The organism is Streptomyces sp. NPDC042100 (assembly GCF_055582325.1).
This window is the reverse complement of sequence record NZ_JBVJDK010000009.1, coordinates 347166-370942: the sequence shown is the minus strand read 5'-3', so window position 1 is coordinate 370942 and position 23777 is coordinate 347166. Positions and strand designations below refer to the sequence as shown.

The following is a 23777-nucleotide window of genomic DNA, read 5'->3' as shown; positions in this document are numbered from 1 at the left end:
CCCGTTGTCGGTGGCGGCCGATACGGTGGTGCGCATGGCTGCCCGTACGAAATCCGCCAAGGACCGGCCGTCCTACCGCTGCACCGAGTGCGGCTGGCAGACGGCCAAGTGGCTCGGCCGCTGCCCCGAATGCCAGGCCTGGGGCACGGTCGAGGAGTACGGCGCGCCCGCCGTGCGGACCACCGCCGCCGGGCGGGTGTCCACCTCCGCGCTGCCGATCGCGCAGGTCGACGTCCGGCAGGCGACCGCCCGCAGTACCGGCGTCGACGAGCTGGACCGGGTGCTCGGCGGCGGGCTCGTGCCCGGGGCCGTCGTGCTGCTCGCCGGGGAGCCCGGCGTCGGCAAGTCCACCCTGCTGCTCGACGTCGCCGCCAAGGCCGCGAGCGAGGAGCACCGCACGCTGTACGTGACGGGCGAGGAGTCCGCGAGCCAGGTCCGGCTGCGCGCCGACCGGATCAACGCGCTCAGCGACCATCTCTATCTGGCGGCCGAGACCGACCTCTCCGCCGTCCTCGGCCACCTGGACGAGGTCAAGCCCTCGCTGCTGATCATGGACTCGGTGCAGACCGTCGCCTCCCCCGAGATCGACGGCGCCCCCGGCGGCATGGCCCAGGTCCGCGAGGTCGCCGGGGCGCTCATCCGGGCGTCCAAGGAGCGGGGCATGTCCTCCCTGCTCGTCGGCCACGTCACCAAGGACGGCGCCATCGCGGGCCCCCGCCTGCTGGAGCACCTGGTCGACGTGGTGCTCCACTTCGAGGGCGACCGGCACGCCCGGCTCCGCCTGGTCCGCGGCGTGAAGAACAGATACGGGGCGACCGACGAGGTCGGCTGCTTCGAGCTGCACGACGAGGGCATCACCGGCCTCGCCGACCCCTCCGGCCTCTTCCTGACCCGCCGGGACGTCGCCGTGCCCGGCACCTGCCTCACGGTCACCCTGGAGGGCCGCCGGCCGCTGGTCGCCGAGGTCCAGGCGCTGACCGTCGACTCCCAGATCCCCTCGCCGCGCCGCACCACCTCGGGCCTGGAGACCTCCCGGGTCTCGATGATGCTGGCCGTCCTGGAGCAGCGGGGCCGGATCAGCGCGCTCGGCAAGCGGGACATCTACTGCGCGACCGTCGGCGGCGTGAAGCTCTCCGAGCCCGCCGCCGACCTGGCCGTCGCCCTCGCGCTGGCCTCCGCCGCCAGCGACACCCCGCTGCCGAAGAACCTGGTGGCGATCGGCGAGGTCGGCCTCGCGGGCGAGGTCCGCCGGGTCACCGGCGTGCAGCGCCGGCTCGCCGAGGCGCACCGCCTGGGCTTCACCCACGCCCTGGTCCCGGCCGACCCCGGCAAGGTCCCGGCCGGCATGAAGGTGACCGAGGTCGCCGACATGGGGGACGCCCTGCGGGTGCTGCCGCGCAGCCGCCGCGCCGGTACGCCCGAGCAGGGCTGAGCGGCCGGCGGCGGACGCCGTCCCGGCCCCGCACCGGCCCCGTACGGGCCCCGTACAGGCCGGGTCACGGCCGGGGTCTCGGCCGGGTCCCCGGCGCGCGGCGGAGGGCGCCGGGGCGGTGTCGCTAGACTTTGCCCTGGTCTCGCCCATCCGTACGAGCCGGAGGAGTGCAGTGGCAGCCAAGGACAACGAGGCACTGATGCGTGCGTCGCTCAGCGCCGTCGCCCCCGGCACCGCCCTGCGTGACGGTCTGGAGCGCATCCTCCGGGGCAACACCGGCGGCCTGATCGTCCTCGGCATGGACAAGACCGTCGAGTCCATGTGCACCGGCGGTTTCGTCATCGACGTCGACTTCACCGCGACCCGGCTGCGCGAGCTGTGCAAGCTCGACGGGGCGATCGTCCTCGACAAGGACATCTCCAAGATCCTGCGGGCCGGTGTGCAGCTGGTCCCCGACGCGTCGATCCACACCGAGGAGACCGGCACCCGGCACCGCACCGCCGACCGGGTCTCCAAGCAGTGCGGCTTCCCCGTCGTCTCGGTCTCCCAGTCCATGCGCCTGATCGCCCTGTACGTCAACGGGGAGCGCCGCGTCCTGGAGGAGTCGGCGGCGATCCTGTCCCGCGCGAACCAGGCGCTGGCCACCCTGGAGCGGTACAAGCTCCGGCTCGACGAGGTCGCCGGCACGCTCTCCGCGCTGGAGATCGAGGACCTGGTGACCGTCCGCGACGTCACCGCCGTCGCCCAGCGCCTGGAGATGGTCCGCCGGATCGCCACCGAGATCGCCGAATACGTGGTGGAGCTCGGCACGGACGGCCGGCTGCTCTCGCTCCAGCTCGACGAGCTGATCGCGGGCGTCGAGCCCGAGCGCGAGCTGGTCGTCCGGGACTACGTGCCCGAGCCGACCTCCCCCAGAGCTGCCTCCGGGAGGGGCCCCCAGCGTTCCCGGACGGTCGCCGAGGCGCTCACCGAGCTCGACGCCCTGACCCACCCCGAGCTGCTCGAACTGCCCATCGTGGCGCGGGCCCTCGGCTACACCGGCTCCCCCGAGACGCTGGACTCGGCGGTCTCGCCGCGCGGCTACCGGCTGCTCGCCAAGGTGCCGCGGCTGCCCGGCGCGATCATCGAGCGGCTGGTGGAGCACTTCGGCGGGCTGCAGAAGCTGCTCGCGGCGAGCGTGGACGACCTCCAGGCCGTGGACGGCGTCGGCGAGGCCCGCGCCCGCAGCGTCCGCGAGGGCCTGTCCCGGCTCGCGGAGTCCTCGATCCTGGAGCGGTACGTCTAGGACCTGTCGTCCCGGCAGGCCGCCGGGACCGGACCCGGACCCTTGTCCGGACCCGTACCGCGAAACGGCGGGGCGCACCGCTCTCGGTGCGCCCCGCCGTTTCCGTACCGCCCGTTTCCGTACCGCCCGTTTCCGTACCGCCCGTTTCCGTACCGCCCGTTTCCGTACCGCCCGGTCCCGGCGGCCCGTCAGTCCTTGGCCAGCGTGAAGGAGGCCGGGAGCACCTTCACACCCGGCATCGCCGCCTCCACCAGGTAGGTGCCCGGACCGACCGGGCCCGCCGGGGCGGTCGCGCAGTTCGGGGCGCTGCGCCCCCGGTCCCACTCCACGGTGTGCGTGATCGTCGCCCGCGCGGGAAGCTTCAGCAGCAGCGGGCCGGCCGGGCGCGGGCAGTCCTTCGAGGACCACACGTCGGTGCTCTTGGTGTCACTGATCGTCAACACCGCGTTCGACGGCCCGAGATCGGCCTTGCAGGCGGTCGCCGAGGTGTTCTTGACGACCAGCAGGAAGCGGGGCTTCTCGCCGGCCTCGTAGCTGACCTTGGTGCTGCGCAGGGTCAACTGCAGGTCTCCGGGAGCGCAGTTCGGCAGCGGGGAATCGGCCGGAACCCGCTGTCCCGCGCCGTTGCCCGCGCCGCCGTCGCCGCCGGCGCCGTCGGTGTCGCCGTTCTTGCCGCCGGTCGCGGCCCCCGCGGCCGTACCCGCGCCGGTGCCCGCGCTCGTCCCCGCGTCCGCGCCCGCCGTGTCACCGCCCGCGCCGCCCGAGCCGCTGCCCGACTCGTCTCGGCCGCCGGGCCGTTGGTCGATCGCCGGGCCGCTGCCGGAGGGCCCGGGGGTGATCGAGGGCGCCGGAGAAGAGCCGTTGGCGGAGTCGCTCGGCTTCTTCCCTTGCCCACCACCGGAGGTGACGGCCCATAGGGCGATCAGCGCGAGGAGGGCGACCAGGCACAGCGCCACGGCCCTCCGACGCCAGTAGATGGAGGAGGGAAGCGGCCCGACCGGATTGCGCAGTGATCCCACGCCACGAACCTTACGAGAGATCAGGGCCCGTTCCCGCCCCACCCGCCGCCCCGGGCCCCAAGTTTTGCCGATGATCACATCCCGGCGCGGACAGGAACCGTCGGACGCCCCCGTTCGTACCGCTCTGACGGGCTTCTCACCGCACCCCTTACTTTCGTCCAGGGCGGTCCTGGCCCTTGGTGTGGAGCGTGGAGCTCCGGATCCCGGTTACCGTCGATGACCATGGACAACCTGTCTTCCCTCTCCGACGGCCTGTATCTCGACATCACGGACTTCGCCCACTCCACCCCGCACTGGTTCCAGTCCGTGGCCGAGGTGTGGACGGAGCTCGGGCTGCTGCTCTTCGGGGTGCTGTTCGCCGCCGGCTGGTGGCGGTCCCGCCGGAGCTCCGACGCGGCGATGGCGCTCGCGCTGCTCGCCCCGCTCGCGACCGCCTTCGGCTACGTGGTGAGCGAGGGCCTGAAGTCGCTGGTGAACGAGGAGCGCCCGTGCCGGGCCGTCGCCGGGGCGCCCGCCTCCCTGGTCGCCTGCCCGCCGCACGGGGACTGGTCCTTCCCCAGCAACCACGCGGCCATCGCGGGCGCCGCCGCCGTCGCCCTCGCCGTGTCCTGGCGCGGCATCGTCTGGCTGACCGCGCCGATGGCCCTGCTCATGGCCTTCTCCCGGGTCTTCGTCGGCGTCCACTACCCGCACGACGTGACCGTGGGCCTGCTCGTCGGCGCCGCCGTCGCCTTCCTCGTCATGAAGGCCGCCAAGCGGCCCGCCGCCTCCGTCGTCGCGGCCGCCCGCGCCAGCCGCAACGGCGCGGTGGTGTGGTGTGCGGGGCGCGGGCTCCCCGCACACGCCTCCACGCGCCCCAGGGGCGCACGCCACGGCGCGTACTGATCCTCCGGCGGACGTGCCAGGATCGGGGGTGCCATGACTTCGACGCCCCCCGGTTCCCCCGGGACCTCCGCCGCCGCGCCCGCCGCTTCCGCCACCCCCGGCACCCCCGGCACGCCCGGCCCGCCCGAGGCCCCGGCCCGGCTGCACGGGCCCGTCCTCGCCTGGTTCGACCGGCACGCCCGCGACCTGCCCTGGCGCCGCCCCGAGGCCGGGGCGTGGGGCGTGATGGTCAGCGAGTTCATGCTCCAGCAGACGCCCGTCGTGCGGGTGCTGCCCGTCTACGAGCAGTGGCTGGCGCGCTGGCCGCGCCCCGCCGACCTGGCCGCCGACGCCCCCGGAGAGGCCGTCCGCGCCTGGGGCCGGCTCGGCTACCCGCGCCGCGCCCTGCGGCTGCACGCGGCGGCCGTCGCCATAACGGAACGGCACGGCGGCGACGTCCCCAGCGACCATGCCCAGCTCCTCGCGCTGCCCGGGATCGGCGAGTACACGGCCGCCGCGGTGGCCTCCTTCGCGTACGGGCAGCGGCACGCCGTCCTCGACACCAACGTGCGCCGGGTCTTCGCCCGGGCGGCGACCGGCGTGCAGTACCCGCCGAACGCCACCACCGCCGCCGAACGCCGGCTCGCCCGCGCCCTGCTCCCCGACGACGAGCCGACCGCCGCCCGCTGGGCCGCCGCCTCCATGGAGCTCGGCGCCCTCGTCTGCACCGCGAAGAACGAGGACTGCGGGCGCTGCCCGCTCGCCGACCGCTGCGCCTGGCGGCTGGCCGGCAAGCCCGCCCACGACGGCCCGCCGCGCCGCGGCCAGACCTACGCGGGCACCGACCGGCAGGTCCGCGGCAAGCTGCTCGCCGTGCTCCGCGAGGCCGTCGACCCGGTCGCCCAGGCCGAGCTCGACGCGGTCTGGGACGAACCCGTACAGCGGGCCCGCGCCCTCGACGGACTCGTCGCCGACGGACTCGTCGAACCCCTCGCGAACGGCCGCTACCGGCTCCCGCTGTCCTGACCGGCCCCCTCCTTTACCCCCGTCCGGGCCCTGTTACACAACCGATGGGCAGCCGTGCGTCCGCCGACGGCTGCCACGCACAACCCCGTGACACGAGCTCCGTAGCGTCTTCGACGTAAGCGGACAGGGCTTGTTCACGGGGATCGGAGGCGGTTCGGCATGGCGCACGGCGAGGTGCTCGACTTCGAGGAGTACGTACGCACTCGGCAGGACGCGCTGCTGCGCAGCGCCCGTCGGCTGGTGCCCGACCCGGTGGACGCGCAGGACCTGCTGCAGACCGCGCTGGTCCGCACGTACGGCCGCTGGGACGGCATCGCGGACAAGTCGCTGGCCGACGCCTACCTCCGCCGGGTCATGATCAACACCCGGACCGAGTGGTGGCGCGCCCGCAAGCTCGAAGAGGTCCCCACCGAGCAGCTGCCCGACGCCCGCGTCGAGGACGCCACCGAGCAGCACGCCGACCGGGCCCTGCTCATGGACATCCTGAAGGTGCTCGCGCCCAAGCAGCGCAGCGTCGTCGTGCTGCGTCACTGGGAGCAGATGAGCACCGAGGAGACCGCCGCCGCGCTCGGCATGTCGACCGGTACGGTGAAGAGCACGCTCCACCGCGCGCTCGCCCGGCTGCGGCAGGAACTGGAGAGCCGGGCCGCCGAGGGCGACGCCCGCGCCCTGCACGCGGGGGTCCTGGAGCGGTCCACCACCGGACGAGGCGAACGGGAGCGGGAGCGTTGCGCGGCCTGAGCGGCAGAGAACGGGCGGCGAGCATCACGGCGGTGGCCGGGCTCGCCGCCGTCGGCGTGCTCGTCGCCGGCTGTTCGACCGGCGGGACCGGCTCCCGCGACGAGGGCCCGGCCCGGCCCGACGAGGTCGCGTCCACGGCCCCCACCACCTCACCGCCCCCCGCCGCCGCGCAGAGCGACGCGGGGCCTGCCGCCGACCGGGTCGACCCGATCGCGCTGCTGAAGGGCGACCCGAAGATCGGCCAGCGGCTCAAGGCCGACCTGAAGCCGTGCACCGCGAACGCCTACCCGGTCGACACCTCGTACGGGAACCTGACGAACTCGACCTCGCCCGACGTCGTCGTCAACGTGATGACCTGCGGGGACGCCGTCGGCATCGGCACCTACGTGTACCGCGAGGAGAACAACCGGTACACCAACGTCTTCATGGCCGAGGACGCCGCCGTCTACGGGGCCATCGACCGAGGCGACCTCGTCGTCACCAAGCAGGTGTACGCGAAGGGCGACCCCGTGGCGTACCCGTCGGGCGAGGACGTCATCACCTACCGCTGGGCGGGGAACAAGTTCACCCAGCACGACTGGGTGCACAACGACTACAGCAAGGCCGTCGGCGACGGAGGCATCGAAGGTGTCCAGCCCGCGCCGAGCGAGCCCGCGAACTGAAGGGCGGCGAGGCGCACCATGGCCGAGACCCATGTCCTGTTCGTCGAGGACGACGACGTCATCCGGGAAGCCACCCAGCTCGCGCTGGAGCGGGACGGCTTCACGGTGACCGCCATGCCCGACGGGCTGTCCGGTCTTGAGGCCTTCCGCGCGAACCGCCCCGACATCGCGCTCCTCGACGTGATGCTGCCCGGCATGGACGGCGTCAGCCTCTGCCGGCGGATCCGCGACGAGTCGACCGTGCCGGTCATCATGCTGTCGGCGCGGGCCGACTCCATCGACGTCGTCCTCGGCCTGGAGGCCGGGGCCGACGACTACGTGACCAAACCCTTCGACGGCTCCGTGCTGATGGCCCGGATCCGCGCCGTGCTGCGCCGCTTCGGCCACGCGGGCGGGCCGGGCGCCGGCGACGGCGGGCGCGAGGAGGCCGCCGAGGCCGGACCGCTCGCCTTCGGCGACCTGGAGATCGACACCGAGGGCATGGAGGTGCGCCGGGCCGGGGCCACGGTCGCGCTCACCCCGACCGAGATGCGGCTGCTCCTGGAGTTCTCCTCGGCCCCCGGCACCGTGCTCTCCCGCGACAAGCTCCTGGAGCGCGTCTGGGACTACGGCTGGGGCGGCGACACCCGCGTGGTGGACGTCCACGTGCAGCGGCTGCGCACGAAGATCGGTCAGGACCGGATCGAGACCGTCCGCGGTTTCGGGTACAAGCTCAAGGGATGAAGCAGGTCAGCAGGTGGTGAAGGGGCTCGCTCTCCGTACGGGGGTCCGCTGGAAGATCGCCGTCGCCATCGCGGCGGTCGGCGCCCTCATCGCGGTCACCCTCAGCCTCGTCGTCCACAACGCGGCCCGGGTCTCGATGCTCGACAACGCGCGCGACGCGCAGATGTGGCGGCTGCAGTTCGCGCAGCGCGTGTACGAGACCTCCAAGCCGAAGGAACCGCGCTTCGGTACCAAGATCAACGACCCGGCGCTGCCGCCGCAGCTCGACCAGCTCATGCGCGAGAAGCGGCGCGGCACATACGTCCAGGAGCACCGCGACGGCCCGCCCGAGGTGTGGGCCGCGCTCCCGCTCGGCAACGGCGACGTGCTCTCCCTGCACGTCCCCTTCGCCGACCGCAGCGCCACGATCATGAAGGACCTGGACCGGGCCCTGATCATCGGCTCCGTGTCGGTGGTCTTCGGCGGCTGCGCCCTCGGCGTGCTCATCGGCGGCCAGCTCTCCCGGCGGCTGCGCAAGGCCGCCGCCGCGGCCGGCCGGGTCGCCCAGGGCAACACCGACGTCCGGGTGCGGGACGCCATCGGCGGATTCGTACGCGACGAGACCGACGAGCTGGCCCGCGCCGTCGACGCCCTCACCGACGCCCTGAACGAGCGGATCGAGGCCGAGCGGCGGGTCACCGCGGACATCGCGCACGAGCTGCGCACCCCGGTCACCGGACTGCTCACGGCCGCCGAGCTGCTGCCGCCCGGGCGCCCCAGCGAGCTGGTGCGGGACCGGGCACAGGCCATGCGGACCCTGGTCGAGGACGTGCTGGAGGTGGCCCGGCTCGACAGCGCCTCCGAGCGGGCCGAGCTGCAGGAGCTCGCGCTGGGCGAGTTCGTGGCGCGGCGGGTGCGGGTGCTGGACCCGGAGGCGGTCGTCCGGGTCGTCCACGAGTCCTGGGTCAGCACCGACCCGCGCCGCCTGGAGCGCATCCTGGGCAACCTCCTGGCCAACGCCGCCAAGCACGGCAAGGGCCCGGTCGAGGTCACCGTCGAGGGCCGCGTGGTCCGGGTCCGCGACCACGGGCCCGGCTTCCCCGAGGCGCTCCTCCAGGACGGCCCGAGCCGCTTCCGCACGGGCAGCAGCGACCGCGCGGGCCAGGGCCACGGCCTGGGCCTGACCATCGCCGCCGGCCAGGCCCGGGTCCTCGGTGCCCGGCTCACCTTCCGCAACGCGGCCCCCGAGGGCACCCCGGACGGGGCGGGCGGCGCCATCGCGGTCCTGTGGCTCCCGGAACACGCCCCGACGGCCACGGGCAGCTTCCCGGTGCTGCGGCTCGCGGACTGAACGGGCTGAACGGGCTGAACGGACTGAACGGGCTGAACGGACTGAGCGGACTGAGACGCCCCGCGCGCACGGAACGGCCCCCTCACCGCTGGGTGAGGGGGCCGTTCGCGTGGGGATCGGCGTACGCGGATCCGTGGATACGGGCGCGGGCGCGGGGGTCAGACGGTCTCGGCGGCCTTGGGGGCGCCCACGGTCCCGGCGGGGCCCGCCGGCCCGCCGGCCTCCGCCGTCTCCGGCTTCGCCGGGCCGGTGCCGCGCAGGGCGACCTCCTTGACGAAGAAGGCGAGGGCGAAGCCGAGGACGGCGACGGCCGCGCCGACCAGGAAGGCGGAGTGGGTGCCGGCGGCCACCGCGTGCTGGTACGCCTCGCGGACCGCCTCCGGCAGCCGGGCCAGGCTGGCCGCGTCGAGCTGCGCCGAGTGCGCGGTCGCCGCGCCGCCGCCGCGGGCCGCCATCTCGTCCTGCACCTTGCTCGTGAACAGGGCGCCCATGATCGCGACGCCGAAGGAGGAGCCGAGGGTCCGGAACAGGGTGGTCGAGGAGGACGCGACGCCCATGTCCTTCATCTCGACGCTGTTCTGCGCGACGAGCATGGTGATCTGCATCAGGAAGCCCATGCCGGCACCGAGGACGGCCATGTAGACACCGGAGAGGAAGCGGGTGGTGTCGGTGTCCATGGTGGACAGCAGGTACAGGCCCGCGACCATGAGCGCGCCGCCGATGATCGGGAAGGCCTTGTACTTGCCGCTGTTGGTGGTGACCCGGCCGACGACCAGCGAGACGACCATCATCGACAGCAGCATCGGCAGGAGCAGCAGGCCGGAGTTGGTGGCCGAGGCGCCCTGGACGGACTGCTGGAACAGCGGCAGGAAGAGGACCGCGCCGAACATCACGAAGCCGGTGATGAAGCCGATCATGGACATCAGGCTGAAGTTGCGGCTGCGGAAGATGTGCAGCGGCATGATCGGGTCGCTCGCGCGGGTCTCGACGAAGAGGAAGGCCACGAGGGCCAGGACGCCGCCGACCGCGAGACCGACGATGGTGGCCGAGCCCCAGGCGTACTCCGTGCCGCCCCAGGTGGTGACCAGCACGATCGCGGTGATGCCGACGGTCAGCAGGGCCGCGCCGAGGAAGTCGATGCGGGTGCCGGTGGCGCGCTCCTTCTTCGGCAGGTGCAGCACGGCGGTGACCATGGCGAGGGCCACGGCGCCGAGCGGCAGGTTGATGTAGAAGGACCAGCGCCAGCCCCAGTGGTCGGTGATGGAGCCGCCGACGAGCGGTCCGCCGATCATGGCGAGGGCCATCACGCCGGCCATCATGCCCTGGTACTTGCCGCGCTCACGGGGCGGGATCAGGTCGCCGATGATCGCCATCACGCCGACCATCAGACCGCCGGCGCCCAGGCCCTGGATCGCGCGGAAGCCGATGAGCTGGCCCATGTCCTGCGCCATGCCGCTGAGCGCGGAGCCGACCAGGAAGATCACGATCGAGGTGAGGAAGACGCCCTTGCGCCCGAACATGTCGCCGAGCTTGCCCCAGATCGGGGTGGAGGCGGCGGTGGCCAGGGTGTAGGCGGTGACGACCCAGGAGAGGTGCTCCAGGCCGCCGAGCTCACCGACGATGGTCGGCATCGCGGTGCCGATGATCATGTTGTCCAGCATCGCGAGGAGCATCGCGATCATGAGGGCGAGCAGGACGACGCGGACGCTGCGCGGCTGCTTGCCCTCCGCCACGGCCGGTTCCTGCCCAGTCTGTTTCGTCGCCATGTCGTGCGCCCCGTTTCCTTACTTGCCGCCCGGCTAGTTATTACACTGGGGACGGTAGACCCCGCACTTGCCGGTCGTCAAGTAAGTTCATGTGGAAGCGAGAGACCATGGCCCAGGCCCGAGGCAACACCCGCCAGCGCATCCAGGACGTGGCCCTCGAACTCTTCGCCGAGCAGGGGTACGAGAAGACCTCCCTGCGCGAGATCGCGGAACGCCTCGACGTCACCAAGGCCGCGCTGTACTACCACTTCAAGACCAAGGAAGACATCCTGATCGGCATCTTCGAGGACCTCACCCGTCCCATGGACGAGCTGATCGCCTGGGGCGGCGAGCAGCCCCGCACCCTGGAGAACAAGCGGGAGATCCTGCGCCGCTACCAGGTGGCCCTGCTGGCCGCCGCCCCGCTCTTCCGCTTCATGCAGGAGAACCAGGCCACCGTGCGCGAGCTGAGCATCGGCCTGACCTTCAAGGAGCGCATGATCGCGATGGTCGGCCTGCTCCAGGAGCCGGACTTCTCGATGACCGACAAGGTGCGCTCGGTCAGCGCGATCTTCACCATGCACGCCGGCACGTTCTTCATGGAGAACATCGAGGGCGACACCGAGGAGAAGCACGAAGCCGTCCTCGAGGTCGCCCTCGATCTGATCGGTCAGACCCACCAGGACCGCTAGGACCTGTCGCAGACCGCCGTTGTCGGCGCCGGAGCGCCGTCACGCCGTCACGCCGTCATCGTCAGATGGAGACGCCGTGGGACCGCAGGAAGGCGGCCGGGTTCACGGCGGAGCCGTAGTTCGGGGTGGTGCGGATCTCGAAGTGCAGGTGCGGGCCGGAGCTGTTGCCGGTGTTGCCCGAGAGGGCGATCCGCTGGCCGGCGCCGACCTTCTGGCCGACGTTGACCTGGATCTTCGACAGGTGCGCGTACTGCGAGTACGTGCCGTTGGCGTGCTTCACGACGATCGCGTTGCCGTACGCGGGGCCGTCGCCGCCACCGTTGGGGCCGGCCTTGACGACGGTGCCGGCCGCGGCGGCCTTGACCGGGGTGCCGGTCGGGACGGCGAAGTCCTGGCCGGAGTGCTTGTGGGCCCACATGGCGCCGCCCTGGTTGTAGCTGGCGCTGAGGGTGTAGGCGCTGACGGGCTTGACCCAGCCGGCCGCCTTCTTGGCGGTGACGGTCTTGGCCTGCGCCTTGACGGCGGCGGCCTTCACCTGGGCGGCCTTGGCCTGGGTGGCGGCCTGGTTCGCGATCGCGGCGGACGTGGCGGTCGCGGTGCCCGCGACGGCGGACGTGCCCTCGGCGGCGAAGGCGGACCCGGCCCCGGCCACCAGCGACGCTCCCAGGCCGGCGGTGGCGAGGGTGGCGACGGCGGCGATACGGATGCTGGGCTTCATGACGCGCTTCGACATACGGGGGAGAACCTCCGGACAGAACGGGACCCGACGCGACAGCGGTCGACGCCGGGCTTGCTCATCCTTGGTAACCCGCACCCCCAGTCATCCCAAAACACCCCATCTACGACATCACCTCGTAGCGACCTCCAAGGCGGATCGCCCCTTGACGGCCCCCGGGACGATACGCGAAACCGGACATAACGCCCGCGATCGATCGGTTTAACCCCACGTCGCGGGCACCCCGAACCGCCCGAAAGGCCGCACGATGTCCCGTTCGGAACCTTCGGGACCAAAGTCCCGGCCCGCAGGCCGCTTCCGGGGCCCGCTCCCCCGGGAACGACCGACTATTCCCCCTAGTACCCCCCGAAACCCCTGTGCGGCTTGTCACCACCCCACCCCCGCCGATGGGACCTGGGTCACGCGACCGAACCCTCCGGAACACCCTCCACGACCCTCCGCGCGGCACTAACTTCCGAGACATGACCGAGGACATCACCGAGATCGAACTCGCCGACGCCATCGCCGCCGTCCGCGACCAGCTCGTCGACGCCGCCGCCCGCGCCACCGGACAGCCCGTCGCCTTCGAGGTCGGCGACATACAGATGGAGTTCACCATCGAGCTCCGCAAGGAGCTCAAGGGCGGCACCAAGGTGAAGGCCTGGGTCGTCGAAGCCGGCGCCGACGCCGCCCGCACCCGGGGCGAGACCCACCGCGTCGCCTTCACCCTCAAGCCCCGCACCGCCGCGACGGGCGGACCCTGGCTGGTGGGGAACGAGGAGGAGACGGACCTGTCCGGCTTCGGGGCCGGAGCCGGCGACCGGTGACGGCGGACATCGTCTTCGCCGTCTTCGGCCGGCAGCAGGGCACCGGCGTCCTCGTCGCCCCCCGCCTGGTCCTGACCAGCGCCCACGTGGTGGGCGGCGCCCACAGCGCCGACATCGCGCGGCCCGGCCGGTCCGGGCTCTCGCGCTTACAGGTCGTCTGGTCCGACGACCGGCTCGACGCGGCCCTGCTGTCGAGCCCCGAGGACCTCGGCACCGCCCCCCGGATCGGCTCGGTCGCCACCGACCGCCCGGTCCCCGGCTGCGAGATCCGGGGCTTCCCCCGCATCCAGCGCTACGACGGGCGCAAACCCGACCTCGACCAGTACACCGGCACCGTCCTGCCCATGGCCGGGCTGCTCCGCCGCACCCTCACCGTCGAGCTGGACCACCCGCCCGCCACCGCCGACGAGGACGGCCCCTCCCCGCTCGCCGGCCTCTCCGGAGCCCCCGTCCTCGTCGAGGGCAGCCTGCTCGGCGTCGTCCGCGCCGTCCCGCGCGGGCGCGGCCACCGGCGCCTGGAGTGCGTCCCCCTCACCGCCCTCCTCGCGGACGAGGAGGCGAGCCGCTGGCTCGGCGCCGTCACCGCCCTCCTCACCCCCCACACCCGGGACCAGCCCTACGAGGAGGAGTACGCGGAAGCCCTCGGCGCCGCCTACCGCCGCACCCGGATCTTCGGCCTCGACGAGCTCGGCAAGCGCGCCTCCGAATGGGACCTCGACACCGCCTACCTCTCCCTGGAGGCCGCCTCCCGCGACCAGGAGGCCGTCCCCGTCCCCCGCCGCGTCGACGACCTGCTCGCCACCCGCCCCCGCGTCCTGCTGCGCGGCGACGCGGGCGCCGGCAAGACCACCCTCATGTGGTGGCTGGCCGCCCACGCCGCCGCCGGAACCCTCAGCCCGGAGCTCGCCGAGCTCAACGGCCTCGTCCCCTTCGTCGTCCCGCTGCGCTCCCTGCGGGCCCGCGGCAAGGGCTTCCCGACCCCGGCCGCGCTGCCCGGCGTCGCCGGCCTGATGGTCGACGGCGCGCCGGACGGCTGGGCGGGCCGCGTCCTGACCGCCGGACGCGGACTGCTCCTCGTCGACGGCCTGGACGAGGTCACCCCCGCCGACCGCGACGACGCCCACACCTGGCTCGGCGACCTGCTGGCCCGCTACCCCGGCACCCGCTGCGTGGCGACCGTGCGCCCGCACGCCGTGGCCGCCGACTGGCTGGGCGCCGAGGGCTTCGAGGAGCTCACCCTCCTCCCCCTGCGCGGCGACGACATCCAGGCCTTCGTCGCCGCCTGGCACGAGGCCGCCCGCCTCGACTCGCCCGACGGCGAGAACCTGGCCGACCTCGAACAGGACCTGGCCCAGCAGTTCCGCCACAACCCGAACCTCGCCGAGCTGGCCAGGACCCCGCTCCTCTGCGCGGTGATCTGCGCCCTGCACCGCCAGCGGGAGGGCTTCCTCCCCGAGAACCGCTGGGAGCTGTACGACTCCGCCCTCCGGATGCTGCTCGGCAGCCGCGACGAACGGCGCCGGATCGACGCCCCGGACGGCATCCGCATGACCGTGGAGGAGCACACCCAGCTCCTCCAGCGCCTGGCCGCGTGGCTGGTCCGCGTCGGCCACACCGAGTTCACCCGCGAACAGGCCGTACAGCGCCTGGAGCGCGACCTGCCCGGTATGCCCCGCGTCCGGGACCAGGGCAGCACGACGGACATCCTCACCCACCTCGTCAACCGCAGCGGCCTCCTCCAGGAGCGCACGGACGATGTCTTCCAGTTCGCCCACCGCACCTTCCAGGACTTCCTCGCCGCGAAGGAGTTCGTCGAGGACGGCGTCCTCCCGGAACTCCTCCGCCACGCCCACGACCAGCAGTGGCACGACGTCCTCCTGCTGGCCGCCGGCCACTGCGGACGGCGCGACCTGCCGATCCTGGTGACGGGCCTCCTGGAGGCGGGCTCCAGAACACGCAAGGGCGACCTGAAGACCACCCTGTACGTCCTGGCGGCGCTGGCCTCCCAGCACGCGGCCTGGCTGGACGAGAACCTGCGGAGGCGCGTACGGAGGGCCGTGACGTCGGTCCTGCCGCCACGGAACCCGGAGCAGCGGATCCAGCTGGCCCGGCTCGGCGAGTACGTGCTGCCCCTGCTGCCCGGCCCCGCGCAGACGTCCAAGGACACCCTCGACACGGTCACCGAGCTGATCTCCGTCATCGGCGGGTCGGCCTCGCTCCCGTACGCCCGGGCGTTCGCCGAGGCCGGTGAGGCCCACCGGTTCTCCACGAGCTGGGACAGCTTCCCGGCGGCGCCCTTCGCCCGCGAGGTCCTCACCCACCTGGGAGACCACTTCCTGGTCAGCGCCTACGGAGCGGAACAACTGCGGTTGCTGCGGGAGCTGCCCCACCTCAAGCAGGTCCTCGTCATGGGCGACCTGCCCGCGGCGAAGATCGTCGAGTCACTCGGCAACCGCCCGCTCCGGCACCTCAGCATCGCCATCAACGATCAGCTGGAGACGCTCGACTTCCTGGCGTCACTCGACTGCTCCCAGCTCCGCGGCCTGCTCGTCAGCAACTGCCCCCGCATCACCCGCGTGGACGCGATCGGGGGGCTGTCCAATCTCAGGCTCCTCGAACTCAGCCACATACGAAAGGGCGACGGGACTCTCGATCTGACCCCGCTCCACGCGCTTCCCCACGCCCTCACGATCACGATCACCGGCGTCCCGCTCAAGAACATCCACGGCGCCGCCGCCCTCGGCGACCGGCTGACCGTCAAGTGACGAAAAGGGGCGGCCCCGGAACCAGAAGGTTCCGGGGCCGCCCCTCACGGCGTCAGCCGATGATCAGCGTCAGGCTTCCTTGGACAGGTTCGGACCCGCCCCGCCCGCCGCCTCGATCGGAGGCACGTCCGGCAGGGCCGACTTCTCCTCGCCGCGGAAGGTGAAGGTGCGCTCGTCGCCCTCGCCCTCCGTGTCCACGACCACGATGTGACCGGGGCGCAGCTCACCGAAGAGGATCTTCTCCGACAGGGTGTCCTCGATCTCGCGCTGGATCGTCCGGCGCAGCGGCCGGGCGCCCATCACGGGGTCGTAGCCCTTCTTGGAGAGGAGCTCCTTCGCGGACTGGGAGAGCTCGATGCCCATGTCCCGGTCCTTCAGGCGCTCGTCCACGCGGCTGATCATCAGGTCGACGATCTGGAGGATGTCGTCCTGGGTCAGCTGCGGGAAGACGATGATGTCGTCCACACGGTTGAGGAACTCCGGGCGGAAGTGCTGCTTCAGCTCGTCGCTGACCTTCGCCTTCATCCGCTCGTAGTTGGACTTCGTGTCGCCCTGGGCCGCGAAGCCCAGGTTGAAGCCCTTCGAGATGTCCCTGGTCCCGAGGTTGGTCGTCATGATGATGACCGTGTTCTTGAAGTCCACGACCCGGCCCTGGGAGTCGGTCAGGCGACCGTCCTCCAGGATCTGGAGAAGGGAATTGAAGATATCGGGGTGGGCCTTCTCGACCTCGTCGAAGAGGACCACGGAGAACGGCTTGCGGCGCACCTTCTCGGTGAGCTGGCCGCCCTCTTCGTAGCCCACGTATCCGGGCGGCGAGCCGAAGAGCCGGGAAACCGTGTGCTTCTCGCTGAACTCCGACATGTCGAGGGAGATCATCGCGTCCTCGTCGCCGAAGAGGAATTCGGCGAGCGCCTTGGACAGCTCGGTCTTACCGACACCGGACGGGCCGGCGAAGATGAACGAGCCACCGGGGCGCTTCGGGTCCTTCAGACCGGCCCGCGTACGGCGGATGGCCCGCGAGAGGCCCTTCACGGCGTCCTTCTGGCCGATGACGCGCTTGTGGAGCTCGTCCTCCATGCGCAGCAGGCGGCTCGACTCCTCCTCGGTCAGCTTGAAGACCGGGATGCCGGTGGCGGTCGCGAGGACCTCGGCGATGAGCTCGCCGTCCACCTCGGCGACGACGTCCATGTCGCCGGCCTTCCACTCCTTCTCCCGCTTGGTCTTCGCGGCGAGGAGCTGCTTCTCCTTGTCGCGCAGGGAGGCGGCCTTCTCGAAGTCCTGCGAGTCGATCGCGGACTCCTTGTCCCGGCGGACGGAGGCGATCTTCTCGTCGAACTCGCGGAGGTCCGGCGGCGCGGTCATCCGGCGGATGCGCATCCGGGAGCCGGCCTCGTCGATCAGGTCGATCGCCTTGTCCGGGAGGAAGCGGTCCGAGATGTAGCGGTCGGCCAGCGTCGCGGCCTGCACCAGCGCCTCGTCCGTGATGGAGACGCGGTGGTGGGCCTCGTAGCGGTCGCGCAGACCCTTGAGGATCTCGATGGTGTGCGGCAGCGAGGGCTCGGCGACCTGGATGGGCTGGAAGCGGCGCTCCAGCGCGGCGTCCTTCTCCAGGTACTTGCGGTACTCGTCGAGCGTGGTGGCACCGATGGTCTGGAGCTCACCGCGGGCCAGCATCGGCTTGAGGATGCTGGCGGCGTCGATCGCGCCCTCGGCGGCGCCCGCACCCACGAGGGTGTGGAGCTCGTCGATGAACAGGATGATGTCGCCGCGGGTGCGGATCTCCTTGAGGACCTTCTTCAGGCGCTCCTCGAAGTCACCGCGGTAGCGGGAGCCGGCGACCAGCGCGCCGAGGTCCAGGGTGTAGAGGTGCTTGTCCTTGAGGGTCTCGGGCACCTCGCCCTTGACGATGGCCTGCGCCAGGCCCTCGACGACGGCGGTCTTGCCGACGCCGGGCTCGCCGATGAGGACCGGGTTGTTCTTGGTGCGGCGGGACAGCACCTGCATGACCCGCTCGATCTCCTTCTCGCGCCCGATGACCGGGTCGAGCTTGGATTCGCGGGCCGCCTGGGTGAGGTTGCGGCCGAACTGGTCGAGGACCAGGGACGTCGAGGGCGTGCCCTCGGCAGGACCGCCGGCGGTGGCGGCTTCCTTGCCCTGGTAGCCGGAGAGCAGCTGGATGACCTGCTGCCGGACCCGGTTGAGATCGGCGCCCAGCTTCACGAGGACCTGGGCGGCGACGCCCTCGCCCTCGCGGATCAGGCCGAGCAGGATGTGCTCGGTGCCGATGTAGTTGTGGCCGAGCTGGAGGGCCTCCCGGAGCGACAGCTCCAGGACCTTCTTGGCACGAGGGGTGAAGGGGATGTGGCCGGACGGGGCCTGCTGGCCCTGACCGATGATCTCCTCCACCTGCTGGCGGACCGCCTCGAGCGAAATCCCGAGGCTCTCCAGGGCCTTAGCGGCGACACCCTCACCCTCGTGGATAAGGCCCAGGAGGATGTGCTCGGTGCCGATGTAGTTGTGGTTGAGCATCCGGGCTTCTTCCTGAGCCAGGACGACAACCCGCCGCGCGCGGTCGGTGAACCTCTCGAACATCGTTAATCGCTCCTCAGAGCGGTCAGTCAGTTAGGGGTCGATCCCCTCCCTGTCCTTCCGCAGCTTAGTCCCGCAAGCGGGGACCGCTCATTCCAACTGCCGACATCCGTCCGGATCACCCCCTTACTTCTGGGGAGACCTGCTGCCGAACAGCCGACAAATGCTCCAACTCGATGGTGCGAGACGATGTTCCCGCAGGCCAAGTGGTTACCCGCGACTCCAGTACGCCGATGGCGAACGTGAGACGCGACTGCCCGCGAGCCACCCCTCCTCACATGGAATGTCTTACCCGTAAGGACGGACACTCCATGCGGCGCACCCCTGTTCCCTCCGCTACGGGCGAACACCCTTGCGCTCTCGAATGCACCCGTACGCCCCCATCATGGACACTCCGCGCACCGGATCAAGGACCATCGGTCACCGGTGCCGTCGTGCCACGTAACCAAGGACCCCCCGGAGGCGTTCCCCCGGTATGGCCTTCACCGTCCCGCTCCCCCGCTCGCCGCTCGACGGCGGTACGGCGCGGTGGTACGAGCACGAGCTCGGCTGGGCGACGGTGGCCGGGCCCCCGGTGCAGCTCGTGACGGGGCTGCGCTTCGACGTGCTGGAGATGCCCGCCGCCGCGGGTCGCGGGGTGCTGCGCCGGATGGGCGCCGACACCGGACCGGTCGCCCTGATGGGGCGGCGGATGCGGCTGCTGGTGGCCGCGGGGAGCGCGGAGGAGCTGCCCGGACTGCTGGAGTGGCTGGAGTGGGGCGGGATCGCGCTGGATCTCGCCGCGCTGGGCACCGACGGCCGGATGGCCGCGCCCGTTCCCCCTGGCTGGAGCCGTTCCGGCAGCCCCGGCGCCCCGGTGTGGCTGAGGCCCCCGGAGCCCGGACGCGAGGTGGAGTCCTCGCTGCCGGCCCTGCGGCCCGCCGTGCGGGGGCGTGCCGTCGGCGAGGGGGCGGGCGCCCCCTGTCTGGCGCGGCTGGTGGCCGCGGCCGCCGCGGAGTGCCACCGGGTGCGGCTGCTGAGCACCGCCCGGACCCACCCGCGGGGGGCGGACCAGGCGACTCCGCAGCCGGCGCCTCAGCGGTTGGCGTCCTCGTAGGCCGCCTTGATCTCCGCGGGCACCCGGCCGCGGTCGTTCACGTTGTAGCCGTTCTCCTTGGCCCACGCGCGGATCTTCGCGGTGTCCGGGCTGCCGCCCGAGGCGACGACGCGGCTCTTGCCCCGGGCGCCCGCGCTGCGGCCACCGGTACGACGACCGCTCTTCGTGTACGGATCGAGCAGGTCGCGAAGCTTGTCCGCGTTGGCGGTGGTGAGGTCGATCTCGTAGGACTTGCCGTCCAGCGCGAACGTCACGGTCTCGTCCGCCTCGCCGCCGTCGAGGTCATCGACAAGAAGGACCTGAACCTTCTGTGCCACCGGATTTCCTTTCATCGAAAATGCAGTACGCGGAAAGGAAACCGCTTTTCCCGGAAAAACACAAACCCCTGGGAGAGGTTCAGAACCCCGGGAACGCGGGAAACGTGCGCGATTCGGACATAGACACCGGCTTAGCCGGCGGCTCACAGGTGCAGAAGCATCCGGCTGTTGCCCAAGGTGTTCGGCTTCACTCGTTCGAGACCCAGGAACTCGGCGACGCCCTCGTCATAGGAACGCAGGAGCTCGCTGTAGACATCTCCGTCGACCGGAGTCTCCCCGATCTCGACGAAGCCGTGCTTCGCGAAGAAGTCGACTTCGAAGGTGAGGCAGAAAACCCGGCGCACCCCGAGCCATCGGGCGGTGTGCAGCAACTTGTCCAGCACCTGATGCCCCACTCCGGCGCCCTTGAAGTCGGGATCCACGGCGAGAGTGCGGACTTCGGCGAGGTCTTCCCACATCACGTGGAGCGCACCGCAGCCCACGACCGCCGCGTCCTCGTCGCGTTCGGCGACCCAGAACTCCTGGATGGACTCGTAAAGCGTCACGGTCGCTTTGTCGAGCAGGATGCCGCGGCGCACGAAGGGGTCGACGAGACGGCGCACGGCGGCGACATCGGAGGTGCGGGCCCGGCGTACGGTGACGGCATTGGCGGAAGGCATGGGGGGGACGTTATCGCCCCGCGGCATCCGGTTCCGCGTCGCCCTGCGCGGGTGCCGCGTTCGGCTCGGGACCGGCCCCCTGGACGATACGCACGGCGGCGTTCAGGGCCTCGCGCTGTTCGGGCGACATCATGCCGAAGAAGGCGACCAGGGCGGCGGCGGGGTTGTCGCTCTGCGCCCAGGCTTCGTTCATCAGTGCGGCCGAGTAGGCGGCCCGGGTCGAGACCGCCGTATATCGATAGGCGCGGCCCTCGACTTCCCTGCGGACCCAGCCCTTCTGATGGAGATTGTCCAATACCGTCATGACGGTGGTGTAGGCGATGGACCGTTCCTGCTGGAGATCCTCCAGGACTTCCCGGACGGTCACCGGGCGGTTCCATTGCCAGACGCGGGTCATGACGGCGTCTTCCAGCTCTCCCAATTGGCGGGGCACAGCGCCACCCTAGTGCGCGGGCACCGAATAATCCCCCATCGGCGCACATTCAATAAGAAAACGCCCCACAAGAGAGCAAAAAGGACGTACGGCCTGACGGCGGTCGTACGTCCTCGGGGTGCGCGGGCCGCTAGGCGGAGGTGCCGCCCGGCTGCTTGGCGGACTCGGCGCGGGCCAGGGCGGCGTCCACGATCGCGTCCTCCTTGGCCTTGTTCGGTCCGCCCTGGCTCTTCACGATCGTGACGACCAGGCCGATGAAGAAGACGGCCATCACGACGGGAGGCAGAAGCGCGGATACGTAGTCCATGGCACCCAGACTAGCTAGCCCGCCGCGCGTTCCTCGGGCGGGGGCGGGGGTACGGGGCGCCGGCGCGGCGGGAAGACCTCCGAGGGCTTCGGGACCGGGCGCTCGCCCGGCGCCGGCGGCTTCGGCGCGGGCTTGCCCGGCGTCCCGGAGCCGGCCCCGGAGCCCTCGGCGGCGCGCCCGCCGGGCAGGGCCAGCAGCCGGGCGCGCGGGGCGGCGGCGACGGCGCGGGCCGGGGCGCCCGCCTGGGCCACGCGGGCCAGCCGGGCGCGGACGGATCGTTCCGCCAGCACCTGGCAGCGGGCGAGCAGCGCGCCGGCGGCGGGGTGGTGCCGCAGCGCCCGCAGGGCCGCGAGGTCGTCGGCACCGGGGTCGTAGCCGGCCGCCAGGGCGTCCTGGAGGAGCTCCAGGTAGCCCGTCAGGGAGCCGGGCAGGGCCTGGCGGTAGCGGACCAGGTCGGCGAGGAGGAAGGCGCGCAGCCGGCCCGCCTCGGCCACCGACTCGTCCACCGACTCGGCCAGGCGCAGGCAGTCCTGGACGTCGTCGTCCTGAAGGGGGGCGGGGTTGAGCGCGGTGGCGAGGGCGCGACGCAGGACACGCAGCTCGTCCGCGCTGAACGCCATGCCGCCGCGGGATCCGTAGGGCGTGGGCATGGACCGACGATACGCGCTAATCGGACAAATCTGCCGCTTTTCGATCTTCCCGGCGGGTCGGTCCCGCCGGGACGCTCACATCCGCGAGACGTTGCGTTCGTACACCAGCCGCAGACCGATCAGCGTCAGCCACGGCTCGTGCGCGGCGATCTCCTTGGAGTCGGCCAGCACCATCGGCGCCAGACCGCCGGTGGCGATCACCTTCACCTGCGAGGGGTCCCCGTTCGGCCCGGCCAGCTCCCGCCGCATCCGCGAGACCACGCCGTCCACCTGGCCCGCGTACCCGAAGACGATGCCCGACTGCATGGCCTCGACCGTGTTCTTCCCGATGACGCTGCGCGGCCGGGCCAGCTCGATCTTGCGAAGCATGGCGCCCTTCACGCCCAGCGCCTCCACCGAGATCTCTATCCCCGGGGCGATCGCCCCGCCCGCGTACTCGCCGCGCGCGGTCACCGCGTCGTACGTCGTCGCCGTGCCGAAGTCCACGACGATCGCCGGACCGCCGTACAGCTCGACCGCCGCGACCGCGTTGATCACCCGGTCGGCGCCGACCTCCTTCGGATTGTCCGTGAGCACCGGGACGCCCGTCTTCACGCCCGGCTCCACCAGGACCGCCGGCACGTCCCCGTAGTAGCGGCGGGTCACCTCGCGCAGCTCGTGCAGCACCGAGGGGACCGTCGCGCAGATCGCGATCCCCCCGATGCCGTCGCTCAGCTCGACGCCGAGCAGCGGATGCATCCCCATCAGCCCCTGGAGCAGCACCGCCCACTCGTCCGCGGTGCGGCGCGGGTCCGTGGAGATGCGCCAGTGCTCCACGATCTCGTCGCCGTCGAAGAGGCCGAGGACCGTCTGGGTGTTGCCGACGTCGATCGTGAGCAGCATCAGACGGCCGCCTCACGCAGGTCGAGCCCGATGTCGAGGATCGGCGACGAGTGCGTGAGGCCGCCCACCGCCAGGTAGTCCACCCCGGTCGCCGCGTACGCCGCCGCGTTCTCCAGGGTCAGCCGGCCCGAGGACTCCAGGACCGCCCGCCCGGCGACCAGCGCCACGGCCTCCGCGGTCTCGTCCGGGGTGAAGTTGTCCAGCAGGATCAGGTCGGCACCCGCGTCCAGCACCTCGCGGACCTGGTGCATCGTGTCCACCTCGACCTCGATCGGCACGTCCGGGAACAGCTCCCGCACCGCCTTGAAGGCCTCCGCGACGCCGCCGGCCGCCACCACGTGGTTGTCCTTCACCAGCGCCGCGTCCGACAGCGACATCCGGTGGTTGACGCCGCCGCCGCAGCGCACCGCGTACTTCTCCAGGGCGCGCAGCCCCGGCGTCGTCTTGCGGGTGTCGCGGACCTTCGCCCGGGTGCCCTCCAGGGCGTCCGCCCAGGCGCGGGTGGCCGTCGCGATGCCGGACAGGCGGCACAGGATGTTCAGCGCGCTGCGCTCGCCGGTCAGCAGGTCGCGGGTGCGGGCGGTGACGCTCAGCAGCGTCGTGCCGGCCTCGACCCGCTCGCCGTCCTCGACGTGCCGCTCGACCTCGAACTCGTCGGTGCACACGATCGACAGGACCGCCTCCGCGACCCGCAGCCCCGCCACCACGCCCGCCTCGCGGGCGGTGAAGTCGGCGGTCGCGACGGCCTCCTCGGGCACCGTCGCCACGGTCGTCACGTCGACACCGCCGTCGAGGTCCTCGGCGATCGCCAGGTGCGCGATGTCCTCGACCTGCACCGGGTCGAGCCCCGCGTCGGCGAGGAGCAGCGCGAGCGCCGGGTCCAGCCCGCACTCGAACTCCTCCCCCCCGCCGCCACAGCCGCAGCCGTCGCCGCAGCCCCCGCCCTCGGCGGGCGCGTTGATCTGGATCAGGGGAACGTCCACGGGCTGCGGACGTGCTTCTTCGGGCGTGCTCACGG

The 23777-nt window shown here is 72.0% G+C and carries 23 protein-coding genes; 12 read left to right on the top strand and 11 right to left on the bottom strand.

Features of this window, described 5'->3' with window-relative positions:
- The first annotated feature begins 34 nt into the window (after positions 1–34).
- Positions 35–1432: a DNA repair protein RadA gene (gene radA / locus ACZ6J5_RS22550; protein WP_469394147.1), complete on the top strand. Its 1398-nt coding sequence runs from the start codon at positions 35–37 to the stop codon at positions 1430–1432.
- A 199-nt stretch (positions 1433–1631) separates the two neighbouring features.
- Positions 1632–2717 (top strand): DNA integrity scanning diadenylate cyclase DisA, encoded by a 1086-nt coding sequence (gene disA, locus ACZ6J5_RS22545; protein WP_469394216.1) that lies wholly within the window; start codon positions 1632–1634, stop codon positions 2715–2717.
- A 188-nt stretch (positions 2718–2905) separates the two neighbouring features.
- Here disA and ACZ6J5_RS22540 read toward each other — a convergent pair whose 3' ends face one another.
- Positions 2906–3736 carry a hypothetical protein gene (locus ACZ6J5_RS22540; RefSeq protein ID WP_469394145.1) on the bottom strand — a complete coding sequence of 277 codons (831 nt, stop codon included), beginning with the start codon at positions 3734–3736 and terminating at the stop codon, positions 2906–2908.
- Between the two features lie 222 nt (positions 3737–3958).
- Between ACZ6J5_RS22540 and ACZ6J5_RS22535 the strand changes: the two genes are divergently transcribed.
- The 6 genes from ACZ6J5_RS22535 to cseC all read left to right on the top strand — a co-directional run bounded on the left by ACZ6J5_RS22535 (position 3959) and on the right by cseC (position 9082).
- Positions 3959–4621, top strand: a complete 663-nt coding sequence (locus ACZ6J5_RS22535) for a phosphatase PAP2 family protein (protein ID WP_469394143.1) — start codon at positions 3959–3961, stop codon at positions 4619–4621.
- Positions 4622–4654: 33 nt separating this feature from the next.
- On the top strand, positions 4655–5626 hold the full coding sequence (locus ACZ6J5_RS22530; RefSeq protein WP_469394141.1) for an HhH-GPD family protein: 972 nt from the start codon (positions 4655–4657) through the stop codon (positions 5624–5626).
- 159 nt (positions 5627–5785) lie between these two features.
- A complete protein-coding gene (locus ACZ6J5_RS22525) occupies positions 5786–6367 on the top strand; it encodes a SigE family RNA polymerase sigma factor (protein WP_469394139.1) in 582 nt (193 codons plus the stop codon).
- Complete coding sequence (locus ACZ6J5_RS22520; RefSeq protein ID WP_469394137.1) at positions 6355–7029, top strand: hypothetical protein; 675 nt, start codon at positions 6355–6357, stop codon at positions 7027–7029. The genes ACZ6J5_RS22525 and ACZ6J5_RS22520 overlap by 13 nt, the downstream gene beginning before the upstream one ends.
- 18 nt (positions 7030–7047) lie before the next feature.
- Complete coding sequence (gene cseB / locus ACZ6J5_RS22515) at positions 7048–7752, top strand: two-component system response regulator CseB (RefSeq protein ID WP_469394135.1); 705 nt, start codon at positions 7048–7050, stop codon at positions 7750–7752.
- A gap of 16 nt (positions 7753–7768) precedes the next feature.
- Positions 7769–9082 carry a two-component system sensor histidine kinase CseC gene (gene cseC / locus ACZ6J5_RS22510; protein ID WP_469394133.1) on the top strand — a complete coding sequence of 438 codons (1314 nt, stop codon included), beginning with the start codon at positions 7769–7771 and terminating at the stop codon, positions 9080–9082.
- Positions 9083–9240: 158 nt separating this feature from the next.
- On the opposite strand, the gene ACZ6J5_RS22505 is transcribed toward cseC, so the two are convergent.
- The gene (locus tag ACZ6J5_RS22505; protein ID WP_469394131.1) at positions 9241–10848 is read right to left on the bottom strand and encodes an MDR family MFS transporter; all 1608 of its coding nucleotides are present in this window, start codon (positions 10846–10848) and stop codon (positions 9241–9243) included.
- 89 nt (positions 10849–10937) lie between these two features.
- Here ACZ6J5_RS22505 and ACZ6J5_RS22500 point away from each other — a divergent pair, with 89 nt between their 5' ends.
- Positions 10938–11519 (top strand): TetR/AcrR family transcriptional regulator, encoded by a 582-nt coding sequence (locus ACZ6J5_RS22500; RefSeq protein ID WP_469394129.1) that lies wholly within the window; start codon positions 10938–10940, stop codon positions 11517–11519.
- A gap of 61 nt (positions 11520–11580) precedes the next feature.
- On the opposite strand, the gene ACZ6J5_RS22495 is transcribed toward ACZ6J5_RS22500, so the two are convergent.
- The gene (locus ACZ6J5_RS22495) at positions 11581–12252 is read right to left on the bottom strand and encodes a M23 family metallopeptidase (RefSeq protein ID WP_469394127.1); all 672 of its coding nucleotides are present in this window, start codon (positions 12250–12252) and stop codon (positions 11581–11583) included.
- Between the two features lie 464 nt (positions 12253–12716).
- On the opposite strand from ACZ6J5_RS22495, the gene ACZ6J5_RS22490 reads away from it, so the two are divergent.
- Positions 12717–13061 (top strand): trypco2 family protein, encoded by a 345-nt coding sequence (locus tag ACZ6J5_RS22490; RefSeq protein ID WP_469394125.1) that lies wholly within the window; start codon positions 12717–12719, stop codon positions 13059–13061.
- Positions 13058–15826, top strand: a complete 2769-nt coding sequence (locus tag ACZ6J5_RS22485; RefSeq protein WP_469394123.1) for an NACHT domain-containing protein — start codon at positions 13058–13060, stop codon at positions 15824–15826. The genes ACZ6J5_RS22490 and ACZ6J5_RS22485 overlap by 4 nt, the downstream gene beginning before the upstream one ends.
- A 69-nt stretch (positions 15827–15895) precedes the next feature.
- On the opposite strand, the gene ACZ6J5_RS22480 is transcribed toward ACZ6J5_RS22485, so the two are convergent.
- A complete protein-coding gene (locus ACZ6J5_RS22480; RefSeq protein ID WP_362469184.1) occupies positions 15896–18418 on the bottom strand; it encodes an ATP-dependent Clp protease ATP-binding subunit in 2523 nt (840 codons plus the stop codon).
- Positions 18419–18890: 472 nt separating this feature from the next.
- Here ACZ6J5_RS22480 and ACZ6J5_RS22475 point away from each other — a divergent pair, with 472 nt between their 5' ends.
- Positions 18891–19511 (top strand): SCO3374 family protein, encoded by a 621-nt coding sequence (locus ACZ6J5_RS22475; protein WP_469394122.1) that lies wholly within the window; start codon positions 18891–18893, stop codon positions 19509–19511.
- Here the strand turns inward: ACZ6J5_RS22475 and ACZ6J5_RS22470 are convergent.
- The 7 genes from ACZ6J5_RS22470 to nadC all read right to left on the bottom strand — a co-directional run bounded on the left by ACZ6J5_RS22470 (position 19490) and on the right by nadC (position 23775).
- A complete protein-coding gene (locus ACZ6J5_RS22470) occupies positions 19490–19828 on the bottom strand; it encodes a histone-like nucleoid-structuring protein Lsr2 (protein WP_362469190.1) in 339 nt (112 codons plus the stop codon). The two genes, ACZ6J5_RS22475 and ACZ6J5_RS22470, sit on opposite strands and share 22 nt — an antisense overlap.
- Before the next feature lie 143 nt (positions 19829–19971).
- The gene (locus ACZ6J5_RS22465) at positions 19972–20487 is read right to left on the bottom strand and encodes an amino-acid N-acetyltransferase (RefSeq protein WP_362469192.1); all 516 of its coding nucleotides are present in this window, start codon (positions 20485–20487) and stop codon (positions 19972–19974) included.
- 10 nt (positions 20488–20497) lie between these two features.
- Complete coding sequence (locus ACZ6J5_RS22460; RefSeq protein ID WP_469394119.1) at positions 20498–20920, bottom strand: BlaI/MecI/CopY family transcriptional regulator; 423 nt, start codon at positions 20918–20920, stop codon at positions 20498–20500.
- 130 nt (positions 20921–21050) lie between these two features.
- Positions 21051–21227 (bottom strand): hypothetical protein, encoded by a 177-nt coding sequence (locus tag ACZ6J5_RS22455; RefSeq protein ID WP_469394117.1) that lies wholly within the window; start codon positions 21225–21227, stop codon positions 21051–21053.
- Positions 21228–21241: 14 nt separating this feature from the next.
- Positions 21242–21847 carry a hypothetical protein gene (locus ACZ6J5_RS22450; protein ID WP_469394214.1) on the bottom strand — a complete coding sequence of 202 codons (606 nt, stop codon included), beginning with the start codon at positions 21845–21847 and terminating at the stop codon, positions 21242–21244.
- Between the two features lie 105 nt (positions 21848–21952).
- On the bottom strand, positions 21953–22759 hold the full coding sequence (locus ACZ6J5_RS22445) for a type III pantothenate kinase (protein WP_469394116.1): 807 nt from the start codon (positions 22757–22759) through the stop codon (positions 21953–21955).
- The gene (nadC, locus tag ACZ6J5_RS22440; RefSeq protein ID WP_469394114.1) at positions 22759–23775 is read right to left on the bottom strand and encodes a carboxylating nicotinate-nucleotide diphosphorylase; all 1017 of its coding nucleotides are present in this window, start codon (positions 23773–23775) and stop codon (positions 22759–22761) included. Before nadC ends, ACZ6J5_RS22445 begins: the two co-directional genes overlap by 1 nt.
- Positions 23776–23777 lie beyond the last annotated feature (2 nt).